The 15,449-nt window shown below is 64.7% G+C and carries 16 protein-coding genes; 3 read left to right on the forward strand and 13 right to left on the reverse strand.

Going from position 1 to position 15,449, the window contains the following annotated elements; translation table 11 throughout:
- Nucleotides 1–176: 176 nt before the first annotated feature.
- The 13 genes from Q1V88_RS11090 to Q1V88_RS11150 all read right to left on the reverse strand — a co-directional run bounded on the left by Q1V88_RS11090 (nt 177) and on the right by Q1V88_RS11150 (nt 12,754).
- Nucleotides 177–1,310 (reverse strand): polysaccharide pyruvyl transferase family protein, encoded by a 1,134-nt coding sequence (locus Q1V88_RS11090; protein WP_300681253.1) that lies wholly within the window; start codon nt 1,308–1,310, stop codon nt 177–179.
- A complete protein-coding gene (locus Q1V88_RS11095) occupies nt 1,307–2,356 on the reverse strand; it encodes an O-antigen ligase family protein (protein WP_300681254.1) in 1,050 nt (349 codons plus the stop codon). The genes Q1V88_RS11090 and Q1V88_RS11095 overlap by 4 nt, the downstream gene beginning before the upstream one ends.
- A 295-nt stretch (nt 2,357–2,651) precedes the next feature.
- Complete coding sequence (locus tag Q1V88_RS11100; RefSeq protein WP_366914081.1) at nt 2,652–3,593, reverse strand: glycosyltransferase family 2 protein; 942 nt, start codon at nt 3,591–3,593, stop codon at nt 2,652–2,654.
- Nucleotides 3,584–4,372: a glycosyltransferase family 2 protein gene (locus Q1V88_RS11105; RefSeq protein WP_300681256.1), complete on the reverse strand. Its 789-nt coding sequence runs from the start codon at nt 4,370–4,372 to the stop codon at nt 3,584–3,586. The genes Q1V88_RS11100 and Q1V88_RS11105 overlap by 10 nt, the downstream gene beginning before the upstream one ends.
- Entirely contained in the window at nt 4,369–5,454 is a 1,086-nt protein-coding gene (locus tag Q1V88_RS11110) for a glycosyltransferase (RefSeq protein ID WP_300681257.1), read from the reverse strand. Before Q1V88_RS11110 ends, Q1V88_RS11105 begins: the two co-directional genes overlap by 4 nt.
- Nucleotides 5,411–6,775 carry a polysaccharide biosynthesis tyrosine autokinase gene (locus Q1V88_RS11115; protein WP_300681258.1) on the reverse strand — a complete coding sequence of 455 codons (1,365 nt, stop codon included), beginning with the start codon at nt 6,773–6,775 and terminating at the stop codon, nt 5,411–5,413. The genes Q1V88_RS11110 and Q1V88_RS11115 overlap by 44 nt, the downstream gene beginning before the upstream one ends.
- An 11-nt stretch (nt 6,776–6,786) precedes the next feature.
- On the reverse strand, nt 6,787–8,544 hold the full coding sequence (locus tag Q1V88_RS11120) for a DUF4012 domain-containing protein (RefSeq protein ID WP_300681259.1): 1,758 nt from the start codon (nt 8,542–8,544) through the stop codon (nt 6,787–6,789).
- Between the two features lie 147 nt (nt 8,545–8,691).
- The gene (locus tag Q1V88_RS11125) at nt 8,692–9,132 is read right to left on the reverse strand and encodes a hypothetical protein (protein WP_300681260.1); all 441 of its coding nucleotides are present in this window, start codon (nt 9,130–9,132) and stop codon (nt 8,692–8,694) included.
- Nucleotides 9,133–9,537: 405 nt separating this feature from the next.
- Entirely contained in the window at nt 9,538–9,837 is a 300-nt protein-coding gene (locus Q1V88_RS11130) for a DUF1416 domain-containing protein (RefSeq protein WP_300681261.1), read from the reverse strand.
- A gap of 1 nt (nt 9,838) precedes the next feature.
- The gene (locus Q1V88_RS11135) at nt 9,839–10,687 is read right to left on the reverse strand and encodes a sulfurtransferase (protein WP_300681262.1); all 849 of its coding nucleotides are present in this window, start codon (nt 10,685–10,687) and stop codon (nt 9,839–9,841) included.
- Nucleotides 10,688–10,730: 43 nt separating this feature from the next.
- On the reverse strand, nt 10,731–11,201 hold the full coding sequence (locus Q1V88_RS11140) for a DUF4395 domain-containing protein (protein WP_300681263.1): 471 nt from the start codon (nt 11,199–11,201) through the stop codon (nt 10,731–10,733).
- A gap of 268 nt (nt 11,202–11,469) precedes the next feature.
- Complete coding sequence (locus Q1V88_RS11145; protein WP_300681264.1) at nt 11,470–11,940, reverse strand: thioredoxin family protein; 471 nt, start codon at nt 11,938–11,940, stop codon at nt 11,470–11,472.
- A gap of 64 nt (nt 11,941–12,004) precedes the next feature.
- Entirely contained in the window at nt 12,005–12,754 is a 750-nt protein-coding gene (locus Q1V88_RS11150; RefSeq protein ID WP_300681265.1) for a hypothetical protein, read from the reverse strand.
- Between the two features lie 290 nt (nt 12,755–13,044).
- Between Q1V88_RS11150 and Q1V88_RS11155 the strand changes: the two genes are divergently transcribed.
- The 3 genes from Q1V88_RS11155 (at nt 13,045) to Q1V88_RS11165 (ending at nt 15,401) form a co-directional block, all read left to right on the forward strand.
- Nucleotides 13,045–13,788 (forward strand): response regulator transcription factor, encoded by a 744-nt coding sequence (locus Q1V88_RS11155; RefSeq protein WP_300681266.1) that lies wholly within the window; start codon nt 13,045–13,047, stop codon nt 13,786–13,788.
- A 320-nt stretch (nt 13,789–14,108) separates the two neighbouring features.
- Nucleotides 14,109–14,966 (forward strand): mycothiol synthase, encoded by an 858-nt coding sequence (gene mshD, locus Q1V88_RS11160; RefSeq protein WP_300681267.1) that lies wholly within the window; start codon nt 14,109–14,111, stop codon nt 14,964–14,966.
- Between the two features lie 81 nt (nt 14,967–15,047).
- Nucleotides 15,048–15,401: a hypothetical protein gene (locus Q1V88_RS11165; protein WP_300681268.1), complete on the forward strand. Its 354-nt coding sequence runs from the start codon at nt 15,048–15,050 to the stop codon at nt 15,399–15,401.
- Nucleotides 15,402–15,449: the final 48 nt, after the last annotated feature.

Raw genomic sequence — 15,449 nt, forward strand, 5'->3', positions numbered from 1 at the left:
CGCCAAGGCCAAGAAGAACCGGAAGCAAGGACAGAAAGGCCACCATAGCGGCCGCCAAACCGCGATCGGATGGTCCGAGCGACCGCGCCAACAAAGGCGCACCAACTAACCCTAGGAGAACCGCTGAAAACCTCCCCAAAACAACGACCGCAGGAATGTCGAACCTGGTAGCGACCCTAATCAAGATGCGCCGCTATCGCGTCAAAGTTATTCATAGCCATTTGACCGAGTTCGCGCGAATGCGAATCAAGCAAAACGCGAGGAACGGACAAGACAGACCGGCACGCGCTAGTCAGATCACCCACGTCTCGCGGACGCCCAGAAGACGAAGCGCCCCAATCAGACATGTAAGCATCCAACTTCGCAATACCAGGAAGACAAACATTGGGCACGCCGTACGCCATCGCTGTAATGGCACCATGCAAGCTTGTGCCAATGAAAAGCCTGCTCGTCGCGATCTCACGCGCTATCTCCGACACGCATCTCGGCTCGGCTTGCGAACTCGGAACCGACTTCGGCAGTCCCCGCAAAACACGAGCATTTCCCTGCACATCCGAATGCCCACCCGCCAAGCCGATCGGGACAAACCGCACCGCAAGCCCAAACTCCGCTGAGATCCGAGCCAACGCAGGCGAAAGGCTTGACGCATGACGACGCGACCATGCATTCGATACTTGCACCGTGACGTGGTCATTTTGACCGTCCGGAAACTTCAATACAGTCGAAATCAATGCAGCGGAATCAGGGGACAAATGAACGTCCGTGACTCCGGACTCCTCCAGAAGGAGACGTCCCACTGAATCACGCGTACTCACGTATCTGAACTCTTTCAGGGAGGACACCGCAAATTCCCTTCCCGTGGCTCCGAGCTGTGCGAGTGAGCTCGCGCCAATAGCATTCGCGGCGGACGGAATGCGTGAGGAATACTCACGGCCGGGAAGATAAGGAAGATAAGAGATGCCGCCCAGGATACGTCGACCGATAGCGTCCAGAAGGCCATCGGGAAAGACCTTACCGGCCGCCAACAGAGGAAGGTCAGAGGGCGACCTTGCCAAATACGTCAGCGCCGGATACCACCGGGCGCCTATGACCTCCCCGCCACCAATGAGCAACCGCGACGCGCTACCAAGGAGGTCAGCAGAACGAACCACTCTATGACCGCCAACCTCGGACAGATCACGTGCTGTTGTGGCGCCGTGATGCCAACCGTTCCCGTCCTTGATCGGAAGGAACCGATCAATAAGATGCGGGAACAGCAGATCACCGTAGTTGAAACGATCGTAGGCACCGATCGACAGTGCACTCGTCATCTAGAAACCACCTCATCCACATGCGTGAACACACCTTTGGGACCAGAGAATGGCGCGCTTACGCCCGCGGACGCGTTGATCAGGTGCGACGGGGAGGTATTCAGCGCCGAACAAATAAATCCGAAGGCAATCCAAATAGAGGTTGACGTCCACATGGATTGGGAACCGACCACTAGTGCCATGAAAACGACGGCGCATACCAATCCAGCGTCATATCGAGCAACTGACTTGGCCAAGACTACCGCGATGAACCCTGCAAACAGGGCCAACGCGACATAGCCGTGTTCAGCCGCGACCTGGCCATAACCGTTTTCGACCGTTACAAGGGCTCTCGTTGGAATACTCGGATCGACCGAATAGAGGTCAATTCTGTTCGCAAAGCGGCCTGCGCCGACACCAAACGCAGGATGGTCATTCGCCAGCCCGAACGCGAGAGAAGTCTTCTGACTGCGAATATCCAGTGACTGACCCGCCCACGATATCTCACTCGAGATGAAACCAAGTTTTGCGAGCTGGTAGTTGAATAACTTCGCCAGGACAACGCTGCGGCTTGCCGCATACAGAGCCCCCCCACCGAAAATTCCGATGCCGATCCTTCCCAACGACCGTCGGGAAAAGATTAGAACGATAGCTAGCGATACGGCTAGTCCGACTAGGGCCGCTGTAGAGATCGAATATCCGACACAGAGTAGGCTACATCCGCCCAAGAAGCGCCGTCTTGCGCGAAGTAGCAGGATTCCGAGAGATCCGGCAACGAGCCCCAATTCCTGGCCGTTCGGGAACGTCCCGGCACGCCCAATTCGTCCAAATATTCCCGGGAGACCAATTCCTGCCGTACGGGTCGTAAATCCCAATGATTCAAGCACGCCCGATTGGCCCAAGATCATGAGCGTTGCCTGTATCAAGACACCCGAAATGAGGCAGACCGACGCGTACTGAAGCGCCTTTAGAAAATAGTCCTCCGGAAGCGATGAAAGAACTCGCCAAAATGTCAGGACGATCACGACACGCGCCGTGAACCAAAGCACGTCTAAGGTCGGGCTCACAAAGTATGGTCTAAAGAGCGTGGACCCATCCGTTCCAAACGAGGCCGCCATTCCACTCACCACGACGACCAGGAGGAGTGCGAAGACTATTCGCCCCCCAACGGGCTTTGTCCTGCTGGCCTTTGGACTCAAGAGATATGTAGCGAGCGACGCGATCATCAGAAGATCCGAAGGCAGCCGTACCGGAAAGGCACTCGGAAGCTGCAATGCTTGTTGAAAGGGAGAGACCGTGACGGAAAGGAATGCAAGGGCCATCCACGCCGGCGTGCGGGCTCCGACAGCTCCGGGCATTCCCCTACGCCCCCCTCGTCTTCACCGCGGACAGGCCTCCCCGAGCGATGGCCAGCGTGCGAGCCAATCGGCCCCGCCCTTCCTTCAGGATAGAATAGGCAAGCAGTCTTAAGAAGGCATTTGATCCGCGACCAAATATGAGCGAAAGACCGCGATCTCCCTCTTCTCGACATACCAAAATTCGATTCCGACTCATATAGAAGTACGCGCTCGCTCGGATCCCAGGGGTTCCTTTGGAGGCAGCTCCTTCCTGGTGCAACAGTTCGGCGCGGGTTACAACCCGTAGGGGAATCCCCAGGGCCTCAGCCCGGATTGACATATCGACGTCCTCCCAATAGAGGAATAGGCTCTCGTTAAATCCTCCCAAACGATCGAAGGTGGATCGTGTCATAAATGGCGCAGCGCCGGTGACGAAGCATGTGGGAATTACTGCGGATGTACCGATATCCTGACGGTCGTTGACCACCCCTCGTAGACGATCAATCGAGCCACCGCTAAACCAGAGCACTCGACCGTCGACTGTTGGCTTATAGATCACCGGCGAATAGATGGCCTCGCCATCGCGATCGGCCTCTTCTATCAGCCTATCAAGCGTCGAACCTTCGCAAACAGTGTCAGGATTAAGCAGCCAGATGTAGTCCGAGGGGTCCGCATCCGAACAGCGGTTAATCAGATTGTGGCCGCCTCCGAAACCTAGGTTGACCTCGGAACGAATTAGGGAAACCCTATCTATGTCATGGGTAATCCGTCGGAGGTCATCCATCTGGCTAGGTTCGGATCCGTTGTCTAAGATCTCGATATGCATCCCGCGGCGTCGCGGTAGAGAATTGAGCAACTGCTCAACCTCCGCGGCAGTACGAAAGTTGACGATTCTGACGTATAGCCCGTTTCGGGCATTTACTGACTTCTGCATGTGAGATTGTGGTTCCGATCGCGTCACACACATAATTCTCCTACTTCCTTGAATCTGCGCGGGGCGATTCTTGGATGAAGGAGTAGCGGGGGGTATCGGCCGTAGAACTTCAATGCGGAGGAGACCTCACGCCGCCAAGCGGCGAGATTCAGGGATCGTCGCGTCTCTCTTTTCCAGCCATGGTGCCACCTCACATCACCCACGAGGTAGGTTGGGATTCCCATGCGTGATGCCCGCAGGCAGATATCTGAGTCTTCGTAGTAAAGGAAGAACCGATCGTCCCACCCGCCAATCTTGCGGAATAGATCTGCCGGGATCGCGATGGCGGCGCCGATAGCCCAGGTCGCCGGGACGATCTCGCCTAAGCCCGCAAAGACCTCATACTGGGTCCGGCTACCCTTCATGTTGAAAAAGTGAAGGATTTTTCGATACAAATATGGCATTCGCCTGCCGTTTTCCTGCATAGATCCGTCGTGGTTTAGCAACTGGGGAGCGGCGATGCACTGGCGATGGACCGCCTCCTCCGCTAAGCGTTGAAGCCCATCGGCATCTAGGGTGATGTCAGGATTCACGAAAACGAGACAATCGGCATCTGAGGCGACTGTCGCTCCGATATTGTTGGCGCCGGAGAATCCTATATTTTCGGACAATTCTACTACTTCTGCACCAAGACTCCGCGCGGTCTGTGCGGTTCCGTCGCGCGACGCGTTATCGATGACTATCCACGAAAATTTTGGATTAGTACACGGTTTCCAATGTCTAGTCAGCGTATCCGCACTATTGAATGTCACCGTTATTGCCGCGATCTTCATCCGATCTCCGTCATGATGCGTTCGATCCACGCTTGCCACGTCCATGATCTAATTTCCAGCGCGCCCGCGATCCGTCGTTCTGGACTCATGGTGACAGCCTTCTCAATTGCTTCCACATCATCCGTCCAGTGCTTTCCTTGCGCGACAGTCGCTCGCCTGCGCGCCGTTTCGCTAAGGACTGGAAGAGCACTTATAACGGTCGGGACTCCCATTGCTATTGCCTCCGCGACCGGTAACCCGTAACCTTCATAGGTCGAAAGCATGCAAAAGACGTCAGCCTTGCAGTACTCGTCCGAAAGCTCTTGGTCCGAAATGCCGGCCAGGAGGTGAACCCGGTCCGTGATCCCGTGACTTTCGGCCGCTGCCTTCCAGGTTTTTTCCCAGACATGCTCGGGCGCGACTAGTTTCAGTGTCCATCCCGGACGGTGTGATAACACTTCAAAAAGCCGGTCGACGCCCTTATTTGTTGCGTGCCCAAAGGACAGCAACGTCAGGGCCTCTATTCCAACGCTGAAACTTACGGACTTGATCTCAGCGCGAGCGAATTCACTGACCGGCAGTGGAAGGACTTGGACTGACTTGGATGCCCGAGGCATCAACCGGTATATTTCTCGCGCGGTTTGCGTGCTATTCGCGACAATTAAGTCAACGCGGCGCAGGCTCCATGCGTGCAGCAGCCTGCGGTAGGCGACCTGCCGTCTTGAGATGCCATGGATATCGGGGTGAAGGAAGTTGAGGTCGTGAACGACGACAACCCTCTTTCGTGCCTTGGTTCGCAGGCGGAACGCGGGCGCAGAGTCAATCCGAATTCCTACCTGAAGACGCCTTCTCGCGCTCCAGGCGTCACTAAGAAACGACCGGAGTCTGGATTCTGACTGTCTTGAGAGGATGACTGAGTTGGGGACGTCCCACTGGTCACGTGGCGCACTTGCGACGAAGAGCTGGCCATGTGCCGCGAGTCCGCTGCAGATCTCGTTATGGACCCGGACGATGCCCCCATGAACGGCTCCGAAGCCGTTCACCAGGAAGGTGGGCGGGTCACTGAACGTCGGGGGCATATCCGTATCCGTACCCATAGCCATACCCGTAGCCCCGCCCCTTCATCGGGACCATGTTCATCACCACACCGACGAGCTGAGCGTCGACGTGCTCCAGGCGGTCCTGGGAGAGCCGGGCCTGGTCCTTGGTGATCTTCCCGTGCCGGACGACGAGGATCGCGCCGTCGGCGTGGCGGGCCAGGAGGGCGGCGTCGGTGACGGGGAGGAGGGGCGGTGCGTCGATGAGGACGACGTCGTACTCGGTGCGGACCTTCTCCAGGAGGTCCTGCATCGCCTTGCTCTGGAGCAGCTCGGCGGGGTTCGGCGGGACCGGGCCCGAGGCGAGGAAGTCGAGGCCGGCCTCGGCGTCGCGCTGGAGGGCGTCGTCCAGGCTGACCTTGCCGACCAGGACGCTGGTCAGTCCGACAGCGCCGTCGAGGCCGAGCCGGATCGCGGCCCGCGGGCGGCGCAGGTCGGCCTCGATCAGGAGGGTGCGGATACCTGCCTGGGCCATGCTCAGCGCCAGGTTGATCGACGTCGAGGTCTTGCCCTCCTCCGGCACAGCCGAGCTGAGCACGAAGATCTTGTGCGAAGAGTCGACGTCGACGAACTGGAGGTTGGTCCGCAACACCCGGAACGCCTCGGCGCGCGGCGCGTGCGACGGAATCGCCGTGATCAGCGGGGTGCTCTTCGCATCGGGGTCCAGGCCGATCGTGCCCAGCACCGGCTTGTCGATCACCTCCGCAAGGTCGGCGGGGCTGTTGATCCGGGTGTCGAGCACCTGACGCAGCACCGCGATACCGAAGCCGAGCATCAGACCGAGGATCAGGCCAAGGGCGACGTTGCGGACCGGCCGCGGCGCCACCGGTACGTCGTCGTAGCTGGCCTGATCGACGACGGTGGCCTTCACCGGCGCCACGGTCTGGCCCGGCGGGGTCTCGAGCTGGCGGACCAGGTCGACCATGTTGGTCGCGTACGACTGCGCGATCTGCTGCGCCTGGTGAGCGTCCGGGTCGGTAGCGGTGATCGTCAGGTTGACCGTGTTCGTCGCGACCTTGGCCGAGACCTCCTGGCGCAGCTCATCCACCGTGAGATCGAGCTTGAGGTCGGCGATGACAGTGCTGGCCAGCTCGCGGCTGGAGATCAGGTCGGCGTACGACTGCACACGGGCGATCGAGAACTGGCCGCCCTGGTTGAGGCTGCTGGCGTCGTCGGTCGTCGTCGAGACGAAGAGGCGGGCACTGGAGGCGTACTTCTTCGTCTGGGTCAGCGTGAGGGCCAGCGCGGCCGCGGTACACAACACCGCGATCACGACGATCGACACCCACCGGCGTCGAACGATCTTCAGATAGTCGGACAGTTCCACGAGATCTCCCTCTAACACGCACTTCTGATCACGGCAGCGTCGCTGCCGGCGGCCACACCGGGGGTCGCCGCGAGCGCGGCAGCCCCCGTCTGGCCAGGACCGGACGTCATCGTCCAGGTCACGTCTTGGGTTTCGCCCGGCTTCAGGCTGAGCCAGAGCTGCTTGATCGGCCGACGCTCGTCGGTGATGTCGGCCGCGAACGCATCCGGTGCGTCAGCGACCCGCAGGCCCGTCACAGCACCGTCGATGGGCCCGTAGATCTGCACCACCGGCGCCGTGACCCCGGGCGCGTTGTCCTCGCCGGTGCCCTTCACATACGCGGGCAGACGCTTCACCTCGGCCGCGGTGGCGGTGTTCCGCACGGTCCGGTGAGCGGCGTACGTCTGCACTCCGCCGGCACACGACGTCGCCGTCACCCGCAGCTTCGTGCGCAGGTAGAACGACATCTTCGAGCTCGACCCCTCGTTGAGGTAGACGCCGATCTGGGGCTGGCGAGGCGCAGCAGCGTCCGTCTCCCCCAACCCGAGTACGTCGCCACTGATCGCCTGACCGGCGAGCTCGCGCTGCACTCCGGTGTCGAAGCTGTGCACCAGCACCCGGCGCTCGTCGACGCCGTGGCGCAGGGCGGGCAGCAGGGTGCGAGCCGAGGCGCCCTCGCCGGTGAACCGGGCGAAGATCGCTGCCGCGACCTTGCGGAAGTAGGCGTCCTGGTCGGCGGGGTCGGGCAGGTCGACGTACACGTCATGCAACAGGCGACGCACGACGTTCTCCGCGCTCAGCTGGGTGCCGTCGACGGTGACCGGGCCGGTCACCTTGAGGATGTAGGACAGGGCTACCGGGTCGAGGCTCAGGACGCCGTCGATCCGCTCATCGTAGACCTGCTTCCAGCGCGCGGCCATCAGCGCACTGGCGCGACCCCAGTCCGGCTGGAGGTTGGCGTCGGTGAAGAAGGTGCCGACCAGGTCGCCGTACGCGTTGACCTCGGCGTTGGTCAGCGGAAGGACCGGCGAGGAGGCGACACCCAGGTCGCCACCGGCGACCTGACGCACCATCGAGAGCCTGCCGTGGTCGGCGCGGATCACGCTGACGGCCCCGGGCAGTCCCCCGGTGGCGCGGATCTCGGCGTTGTTCTGCACCACGAGCAGGTAGTTCTGCGGTCGCGAGCCGCCCAGCATCGTCGGCATCACGTCGACGGCGCGGCTGGCCGCGGCGAGGCCGTCGGCGGCGCTGGTGATCTGGCGCTGGAGGTCGCGGTACTTGAGCTTGAGGGCGTCGACGAAGTGGCTCGGGTCCTCGGTGTCGAGCTCGGCCTTGGCCTCGCTCAGCTCGCGCGACGCCGCGCGGACCGGGTCCCGCAGGTCGGCGACGACGGACAGGTCGATGCCCCCGCCCTGGGGCGTGAGCGCGTCGAGCTCGTCGACCCGGCCCGCGATGTCGGTCAGCGCACCGGTGCCCAGCCCGGCAGCGACCCGGCTCACCACCCGGATCCCGTGCGCGTCGTCGCCCAGGACCGGCAGGTGGGTGAACAGGCCCCACATCGGGGAGTCGGTGCGGCGGCGAGCCAGATCGGCCTCCTCGGCGAACTCGTCGAGCCGACGGCTGACCGCGGTGGTGTTTCCGACATCGACGGCGAGGGTCAAGGCATGGGCGGCATCGGCGGCCGCCGACAGGTGCTTGTTGACCTGCCAGACCAGCCATCCGGCGTACGCACCGCAGAGCACCACGACAGCGGCGACGGCGCCGATGACCCAGCGCCAGGGGCGTTTCATCCGCACGGTCGAGCCTCGTCATTCAGGGGCGCCCGCGGTGCGCGCGGGCGGAAGGGAAGGTTCTCAGGGCTGGCAGGGGAAGAGGCCCCGTGAGCATCGCCACGGGGCCTCTTCACGCAACGTCCGGCGCGACTGTGCGCCGGCAGATCACGCGACCTTGATGTAGTACGTCAGGGTCTTGGCCGTGCCACCCTTGGGGGTGATCGTGACCGTGATCGTGTAGACGCCCTTCTTCTTCAGCTTGGGCGTCGTGTACTTGACCTTCGCGCCCGCCTTGACGTTCTTGTACGTCTTCGTGCTCGTGGCCTTCTTGCCCTTGAGGCCGACCTTCACCACGACCGTGGCCGTGGTGCCCTTCGGCGCCGAGTAGGCCAGGGTGACCGACTTGGCCTTGCCCTTCTTGACCTTGGTCGCGCTCTTGACGCTGGTGCCGACGCCCGCGGGCTTCGGCACCGAGATCGTCACGCACGCGTTGGGGTTGTACTTCGTCGCGGTGCAGGCGGCCTGGGCAGGGGCGCCGCCGGAGACGGTCATCAGACCTGCCGTCGCCACAAGGGCCGCGATGAGGCCAGCGATGATCTTCTTCATGGGGGTTTTCCTCCTGCGATCGGCCCACCCGCGGGCCAACCTCGTGCTCAGTGAGCCCCTATCTCACCAGATTTGGGGAGAGCGCGGGAGAGGAATGGCAAAATCCTGACCGTGGAAACCCAGAAGTGACGGACTGGTCTAGACGGATGCGGAATTTTACGAACCGGGCCAGGGTCCCAGGCGCGGTTTTGATACAGGTTGTCTCACATTTTGAGCAGCGTCTGCCATAAATTCATCGCCCCTTTCGGACCATTCCCGGGCCATTCCTGACGCCGTTCCCGGGCCATTCCCAGCGGCCCGGAAGGCCTCACGACGGCCGCGAAATGCAGTAGGACCCCGCCATCTCGGCGGGGTCCTACTGGGTTGGTCACAGAGGCTGCGAGGTCTGCGAGGACCTCACGCCACTCAGGCCAGGGCGATCTCGAGCTCGGCGATCTGGCCGGTCTGGGCGACGACCTGGCGGTCGGTCACCTCAGCCTTGGGGGCCAGGGTGCGCAGCGTCCACGAGCCGTCGCCGGCGAAGAACCGGAAGTGGCCGGTCGCGCTGGTGGGGACCTCAGCAGTGAACTCGCCGGACTTGTCGAGCAGTCGGACGTAGGCACCGCCGACGGGCTCGCCGCCGCGGGTCACCTGGCCCTGGATGATGGCTTCCTTGGCCACGTCGATGCCGGCCAGGGAGAGGCCGCCGGTGGTAGCGCCGCACATGTCAGGCCTCCCCGGGCTCGTCGCCCAGAGCGATCGGAACACCGACGAGGGAGCCGTACTCGGTCCACGAGCCGTCGTAGTTCTTCACGTTCTTCTTGCCGAGCAGCTCGCTCAGGACGAACCAGGTCAGCGACGAGCGCTCACCGATGCGGCACAGCGCGATGGTGTCCTTGTTCTCGTCGAAGCCGACCTCGTTGTAGAGCGCGGCCAGGTCGGCGTCGGACTTGAAGGTGCCGTCGTCGTTGGCGTTCTTGGACCACGGCACGTTGACCGAGGTCGGGATGTGGCCGGCACGCTGCGACTGCTCCTGCGGCAGGTGGGCCGGGGCGAGCAGGCGACCGGCGTACTCGTCGGGGCTGCGCACGTCGACGAGGTTCTGGGTGCCGATCGCGGCGACGACATCGTCACGGAAGGCGCGGATCGAGTGGTCCTGCTCCGTGGCGACGTACGTCGTCGCGGGGCGCTCGACCGGCTCGTCGGTCAGCTCGCGGGAGTCGAGCTCCCACTTCTTGCGGCCACCGTCGAGGAGCTTGACGTCGGTGTGGCCGTAGAGCTTGAAGTACCAGAACGCGTAGGCGGCGAACCAGTTGTTGTTGCCGCCGTACAGCACGACGGTGTCGTCGTTGGCGACACCCTTGGCCGAGAGAAGCGCCTCGAACTGAGCCTTGTTCAGGAAGTCGCGACGGACCTGGTCCTGGAGGTCGGTGGTCCAGTCGAGCTTGATCGCGCCCTTGATGTGGCCCTTGTCGTAGGCGGCGGTGTCCTCGTCGACCTCGATCAGGACGAGCTTGTCGGCGCCGAGGTTCTCTTCCACCCACTGGGCGGAGACGAGCGAGTTCTCGCGGGTCATGTTGTTTCTCTTTCTTGGGGAGGCTGGTGTGGGTGAAGCAGAGTCAGTTGCCGGCCGGAGCCAGACGACGGAGCAGCAGGTAGACCTCGCAGCCGAGGCAGAACCTGAAGAACGCGTTGAGCGTGGCCGCGACGACGGCGAAACCGAGTGCGATCACAGCGAGCGTGGGTACGTCGGCCAGCAGGCCGATCAGGGCCACCGCGGTGAAGATCGCGCCGACCGCCTGGGCGAAGCGCGGCGGGGCCGGGTCCTCCAGGTGGTCCGGGGCGCTCAGCCGCGGCCGGATGAACCGGCGGAAGACGGCCGCGTGCGGGGTCTTGGTGACCCCGGCGACCGCGCCGTACGCGAAGAGCGCGAACTGGATCGCCGTCAGGACGATCGCGATCGGCGAGCCCACCGTGATCAGCGCCAGCACCAGGACGACCAGCGTCACCGCAGCGTTGAACTGCGGTGCGCGCGGGTCGATACCCGTGCCGACGGCGCCGGTGGGCGCGGCCTGAGTGGCAGTGGACATGAGCTTCCTTCTGACATCGGTGACTGAGGGGCTGGGTCGCGTCACGCCCTGATCGTTGGATCAACGGATCGTCGGGGCGCGGGACCGGCGGGGGCCGTCAGGCCGACATTCGACACAGTGCCGAGCGCGTGCGGCAGTGGTCCACTGCGCGGCGCTTGGTCAGCATGGTCGAGGGCATGGCACAACGGTAGGGCGGCACGACCAGCGCACCAAACCAGGATCTCAGAATGTGAAACAGGGTCCGAAATGTGAGATAGGCGGGGCCGGCTCAGAGCTCGGCCAGCGCCGCCAGCACCTGGTCCTTACGCGGGGCGCCCGACGCGCGGGCGATCTCGCGGCCCGTACCGTCGAGGATGATCGTGGTCGGCGTACGGAGGATGTTGAGCTCACGCACCAGGGCGAGCTCGGCCTCGGCATCGACGTCGTGGTGCACGACGCCCGGTTCCGTGGTGGCGACGTCGCCGAGGATGACCCGCGTCGTACGGCACGGCGCACAGAACGCCGAGGAGAACTGCACCAGCGTCGCCCGCTCCCCCAGCTCCAGGCCGTGCCAGGTCCCGGGAACAGCGACGGCCGAGGCCTCCGAAGAGACCTCGGCCATCATCGCCGCGCGCGGCGCGTCGGGCGTCGTGTCGGGTGACGTCGTGGCGCGGGTGCGGAACCGCCCGTCGGTGACCTTCCGGTACAGACCGAAGGCCACTCCGACGACGACGGCGCCTACGGCGACCCACACACCCATCACGTGGAGGTCAACGCAGACGCCGCCGTCAGGATTCCGTCACCGAACCCTCACTCCGCTCCGTTCAGAGCAGGCCACCACCGAGAAGACCGGTGAAGAGGCTGATCACCGTGGTCGGGTTGAGCACGCTGGACAGGTCGCTGGTGCCGAAGACCGCGACCAGCTGGCTCGGGTTGAGCAGGCTGGTGAGCAGCGCGATGACCTGGCTCACCAGACCGGTGAGCGTGGAGGTCAGCGTCGCCGGGTTGAGCAGGCTGGTCAGGGTCGCCGGGTTCAGCAGGCTGGTCAGCGTGGTCGGGCTGAGCAGCGCCGTCAGCGAGGACAGACCCGAGCCGCCGAGGAGGTTGGTCAGGGTGGTGAGGTCGAAGCCGCTCGTGTTCGTCGTCGTGGTCGTGGTGGTCGTCGTCGTGGTCGCGGGCTTGATCGAGGCCTGGCAGGCGGCGGCGTTGCGGGCCGCGGTGGCCGACGCGGCGGCAGCACGGTTGGCGGCACGACGGGCGGCCGACGCCTTGCGCTTCGCCTTGGAGAGCTTCGACTTGTTCGCCTTGGTGTGGTGCTTCGTGTACGCCCGCTTGGCCTTGGTGACCTTGCCGGTGGCGACCTTGAGCGCCCGGCTCTTCTGGAGGTCGGCGGTGTGGGCGGCCTGCGCCGTACGCACCTGGGCGGTGCAACTGGTCGTGGCGGCCTCGGCCGTGCCGGCCGTCGCCGTGGCCATCGCGCCGGTGGCGAGGACGACCCCGACCACTCCGCCGACGATGCGCTTCCACGCCCCCGAGGTGGGGCTGACCTGCTGGATTCCGGTGTTTCCGTTCATGACTGTGCTCCCTCTGACTGACACTTCGGATGGTGGGGTGTTGCTGATGTCAGTCCCAACGAGGGCTCGCCACGGCGGGTTCTGGGGCTTAGGTCCCGATTCGGTCCCGACTGGGGTCCCGTTTCTGTCCCCCTGCTTCGAGCGGTGTAACAAGTCTGTTTCCAGGGCGTCACATGCCGTCGAAGGCCTTCCCTTGTGACCACGGTGTTTCGCTACAGTGGCTGAAAGATCACCACACCGAGGCCCAGCGTTGCGTCTTGGTGCTCCTCAATGGCACTGGAGGTAACGCCATGAGCACCCTGCTTCTGCTGACCAGCGCACTACAGCCCTCGGCCGAGGTGCTGCCCGGTCTGGCGCTGCTCGGGCACACGGTCCGGATCCTCCCCGCCGAGGGCTCGGCACTCCTCGAGGCACCCGACTCCGACCTCCTCCTGGTCGACGGTCGACAGGACCTCGCGCACGCTCGCGACCTGTGTCGCCTCATCCGTACGACGGGCACGGACGTCCCCGTCATCCTGATCGCCACCGAGGGCGGGCTCTCCGTCGTCACCCACGACTGGGGCATGGACGACGTCGTGCTCCACACCTGCGGCCCGGCCGAGCTCGAGGCCCGGATCAAGCTCGCGATCGGCCGGCTCGCCGCCGAGCGCGAGGCCGCCGATCCCGAGGCCCACGTGATCCGCTCGGGGGAGGTCGTCGTCGACGACGCCACCTACACCGCCAAGGTCGGCGGTCGGCCCCTCGACCTGACGTTCAAGGAGTTCGAGCTCCTCAAGTTCCTGGCCCAGCACCCCGGCCGCGTCTTCTCCCGCCAGCAGCTGCTCCAGGAGGTCTGGGGCTACGACTACTTCGGCGGCACCCGCACCGTCGACGTCCACGTCCGCCGCCTGCGCGCCAAGCTCGGCCCCGAGAACGAGACCCTGATCGGCACCGTCCGCAACGTCGGCTACCGCTTCGTGCTGCCGACGAAGGGCGCCGAGGCCGCCGCTGATGCGGCCCGGGTGGCCTCGCCGCGGGAGAACGAGTCGGTCTAGCCGACTTCCGGGTTCACCACCGCCGAGATCCGGGTTCACCACCGGCGAGATCCGGGTTCGCCACCGGCGAGATCCGGGTTCGCCACCGGCGAGATCCGGGTTCACCACTAGCCAGTCCGTTCCTGCGCGCTTGAGCAGCAACACGCCGACTCCACCGGCGTGTCCCCCAGATCGAGCGCTGGAACCGGATCGGCCCGCGGCCCGACGTACGACTGTGGTGAACCCGGAACTCGACCGTGGCGAACCCGGAACTCGCCGGTGGCGAACCCGGAACTCGAGCGTGGTGAACCCGGAAGTCGGCGGGTGGGGACAATGGGGGCATGAGCCTCAGCCCGGAGACCTCCGCTGCCCTGCTCGCCCTCGCCGACGCCGCCGCGACGGCCGACGGCGTGGCGCCGCTCGACGAGGCGACCGTGCTGGCCGTCCAGCACCGCCCCGACACGCTGTGGGCCGACGTACGCCCTCAGGGGTTCGCGCTGCGCAACGGCGCCGAGCTCTCCGTCGTCGTGGCCCCCGAGGCACGCGGCAACGGGCTCGGCAGCATGCTGATGGCCTCGGCCCTGGAGCAGGCGGCGATCGCCGGGATCACCGACCTGACCGCCTGGATGCACGGGGACTCCCCCGCCGCCCGGGCGCTGGCGGCCCGCGCCGGGTTCGGCGCCGAGCGGGAGCTGTGGGTGATGCGCCGCGACACCGCGGCCGCCGGGGCGCTCCCGGTGGTCGACGTACCGGCTGAGATCGCGCTGCGAGGGTTCCGGCCCGGCGATGAGGACGAGCTGCTCCGGGTCAACGCCGCGGCGTTCTCATGGCACCCCGAGCAGGGGGCGATGGACGCCGAGAACCTGCGCGAGCGGATGGCGCAGCCCTGGTTCACCCCGGCGGACCTGATCGAGGCGTGGGAGGGCGAGCGGCTGCTCGGCTTCCACTGGACCAAGCAGCACAGCGCGACGCTCGGCGAGATCTACGTGGTCGGGGTCGACCCGGCGGCCCAGGGGCGCGGGCTGGGCAGGCTGCTCACCATCGCCGGGCTGCGGCACATGGCGGACCTGCCCGAGGTCCACCTGTACGTCGAGAGCGACAACGCTCCAGCAGTGGGACTCTACGAATCCCTCGGGTTCACGCACACCGCGATGGACACCCACGTCCAGTTCGCACGTTATCCACAGGCTGCGTCGTAGGGGCCGACGCGGAGCGTCGATCGCGGGTACCTTCGCCGCAGTGATGGCGGGGGCTTTACGCCCATACGAAGGTGAGGCACGATGAGTGACGTGATGAGCTGGCTGCAGCTGGCGGTGATGGCGGCGGCCATCTCCGGCGTGACGATCGCGTCGGTGGTGGGCGCTCTGGTCGCGCTCGCCCGCCGGGCCTGGCGGCGGATCGACGCCGAGCTGGACGAGCGGATCGAGGGCGTCGCCGTGCGCGTCGTCGAACGCGTGACGGGTCCGCGCTTCGACGCGATCGACACCCGCTTCGACGTGATCGAGACCCGGCTCGACCGCGTCGAGAACCGACTCGACGGCGTGGAGTCGCGCCTGGACCGCGTCGACCCGCGTCTGGACCACCTCGAAGGCGACATGACGATCGTGAAGAAGCGCTTGCTCGGCGTCGCCTGAGCCCCCACCCGCGCGCGAAGTCCCGCACCGACGAGCACCGCCCTAGAA

It is taken from the genome of Nocardioides sp. (genome assembly GCF_030150155.1).
Taxonomy (GTDB): Bacteria; Actinomycetota; Actinomycetes; order Propionibacteriales; family Nocardioidaceae; genus Nocardioides.

Excerpts from the sequence above, each read along its gene's own strand:
- Q1V88_RS11130 (WP_300681261.1), bottom strand. The coding sequence starts at position 9,837 with ATGTGCGGCGCTACCACCGGCGGCCTCTCCCTGGCCGGCATCGACGTG.
- Q1V88_RS11155 (WP_300681266.1), top strand. The coding sequence starts at position 13,045 with ATGAGCACCCTGCTTCTGCTGACCAGCGCACTACAGCCCTCGGCCGAG.
- Q1V88_RS11105 (WP_300681256.1), bottom strand. The coding sequence starts at position 4,372 with ATGAAGATCGCGGCAATAACGGTGACATTCAATAGTGCGGATACGCTG.
- Q1V88_RS11120 (WP_300681259.1), bottom strand. The coding sequence starts at position 8,544 with ATGAAACGCCCCTGGCGCTGGGTCATCGGCGCCGTCGCCGCTGTCGTG.
- Q1V88_RS11145 (WP_300681264.1), bottom strand. The coding sequence starts at position 11,940 with ATGGGTGTGTGGGTCGCCGTAGGCGCCGTCGTCGTCGGAGTGGCCTTC.
- Q1V88_RS11100 (WP_366914081.1), bottom strand. The coding sequence starts at position 3,593 with ATGTGTGTGACGCGATCGGAACCACAATCTCACATGCAGAAGTCAGTA.
- Q1V88_RS11090 (WP_300681253.1), bottom strand. The coding sequence starts at position 1,310 with ATGACGAGTGCACTGTCGATCGGTGCCTACGATCGTTTCAACTACGGT.
- mshD (WP_300681267.1), top strand. The coding sequence starts at position 14,109 with ATGAGCCTCAGCCCGGAGACCTCCGCTGCCCTGCTCGCCCTCGCCGAC.
- Q1V88_RS11140 (WP_300681263.1), bottom strand. The coding sequence starts at position 11,201 with ATGTCCACTGCCACTCAGGCCGCGCCCACCGGCGCCGTCGGCACGGGT.
- Q1V88_RS11110 (WP_300681257.1), bottom strand. The coding sequence starts at position 5,454 with ATGGCTATGGGTACGGATACGGATATGCCCCCGACGTTCAGTGACCCG.
- Q1V88_RS11165 (WP_300681268.1), top strand. The coding sequence starts at position 15,048 with ATGAGTGACGTGATGAGCTGGCTGCAGCTGGCGGTGATGGCGGCGGCC.
- Q1V88_RS11150 (WP_300681265.1), bottom strand. The coding sequence starts at position 12,754 with ATGAACGGAAACACCGGAATCCAGCAGGTCAGCCCCACCTCGGGGGCG.
- Q1V88_RS11125 (WP_300681260.1), bottom strand. The coding sequence starts at position 9,132 with ATGAAGAAGATCATCGCTGGCCTCATCGCGGCCCTTGTGGCGACGGCA.
- Q1V88_RS11135 (WP_300681262.1), bottom strand. The coding sequence starts at position 10,687 with ATGACCCGCGAGAACTCGCTCGTCTCCGCCCAGTGGGTGGAAGAGAAC.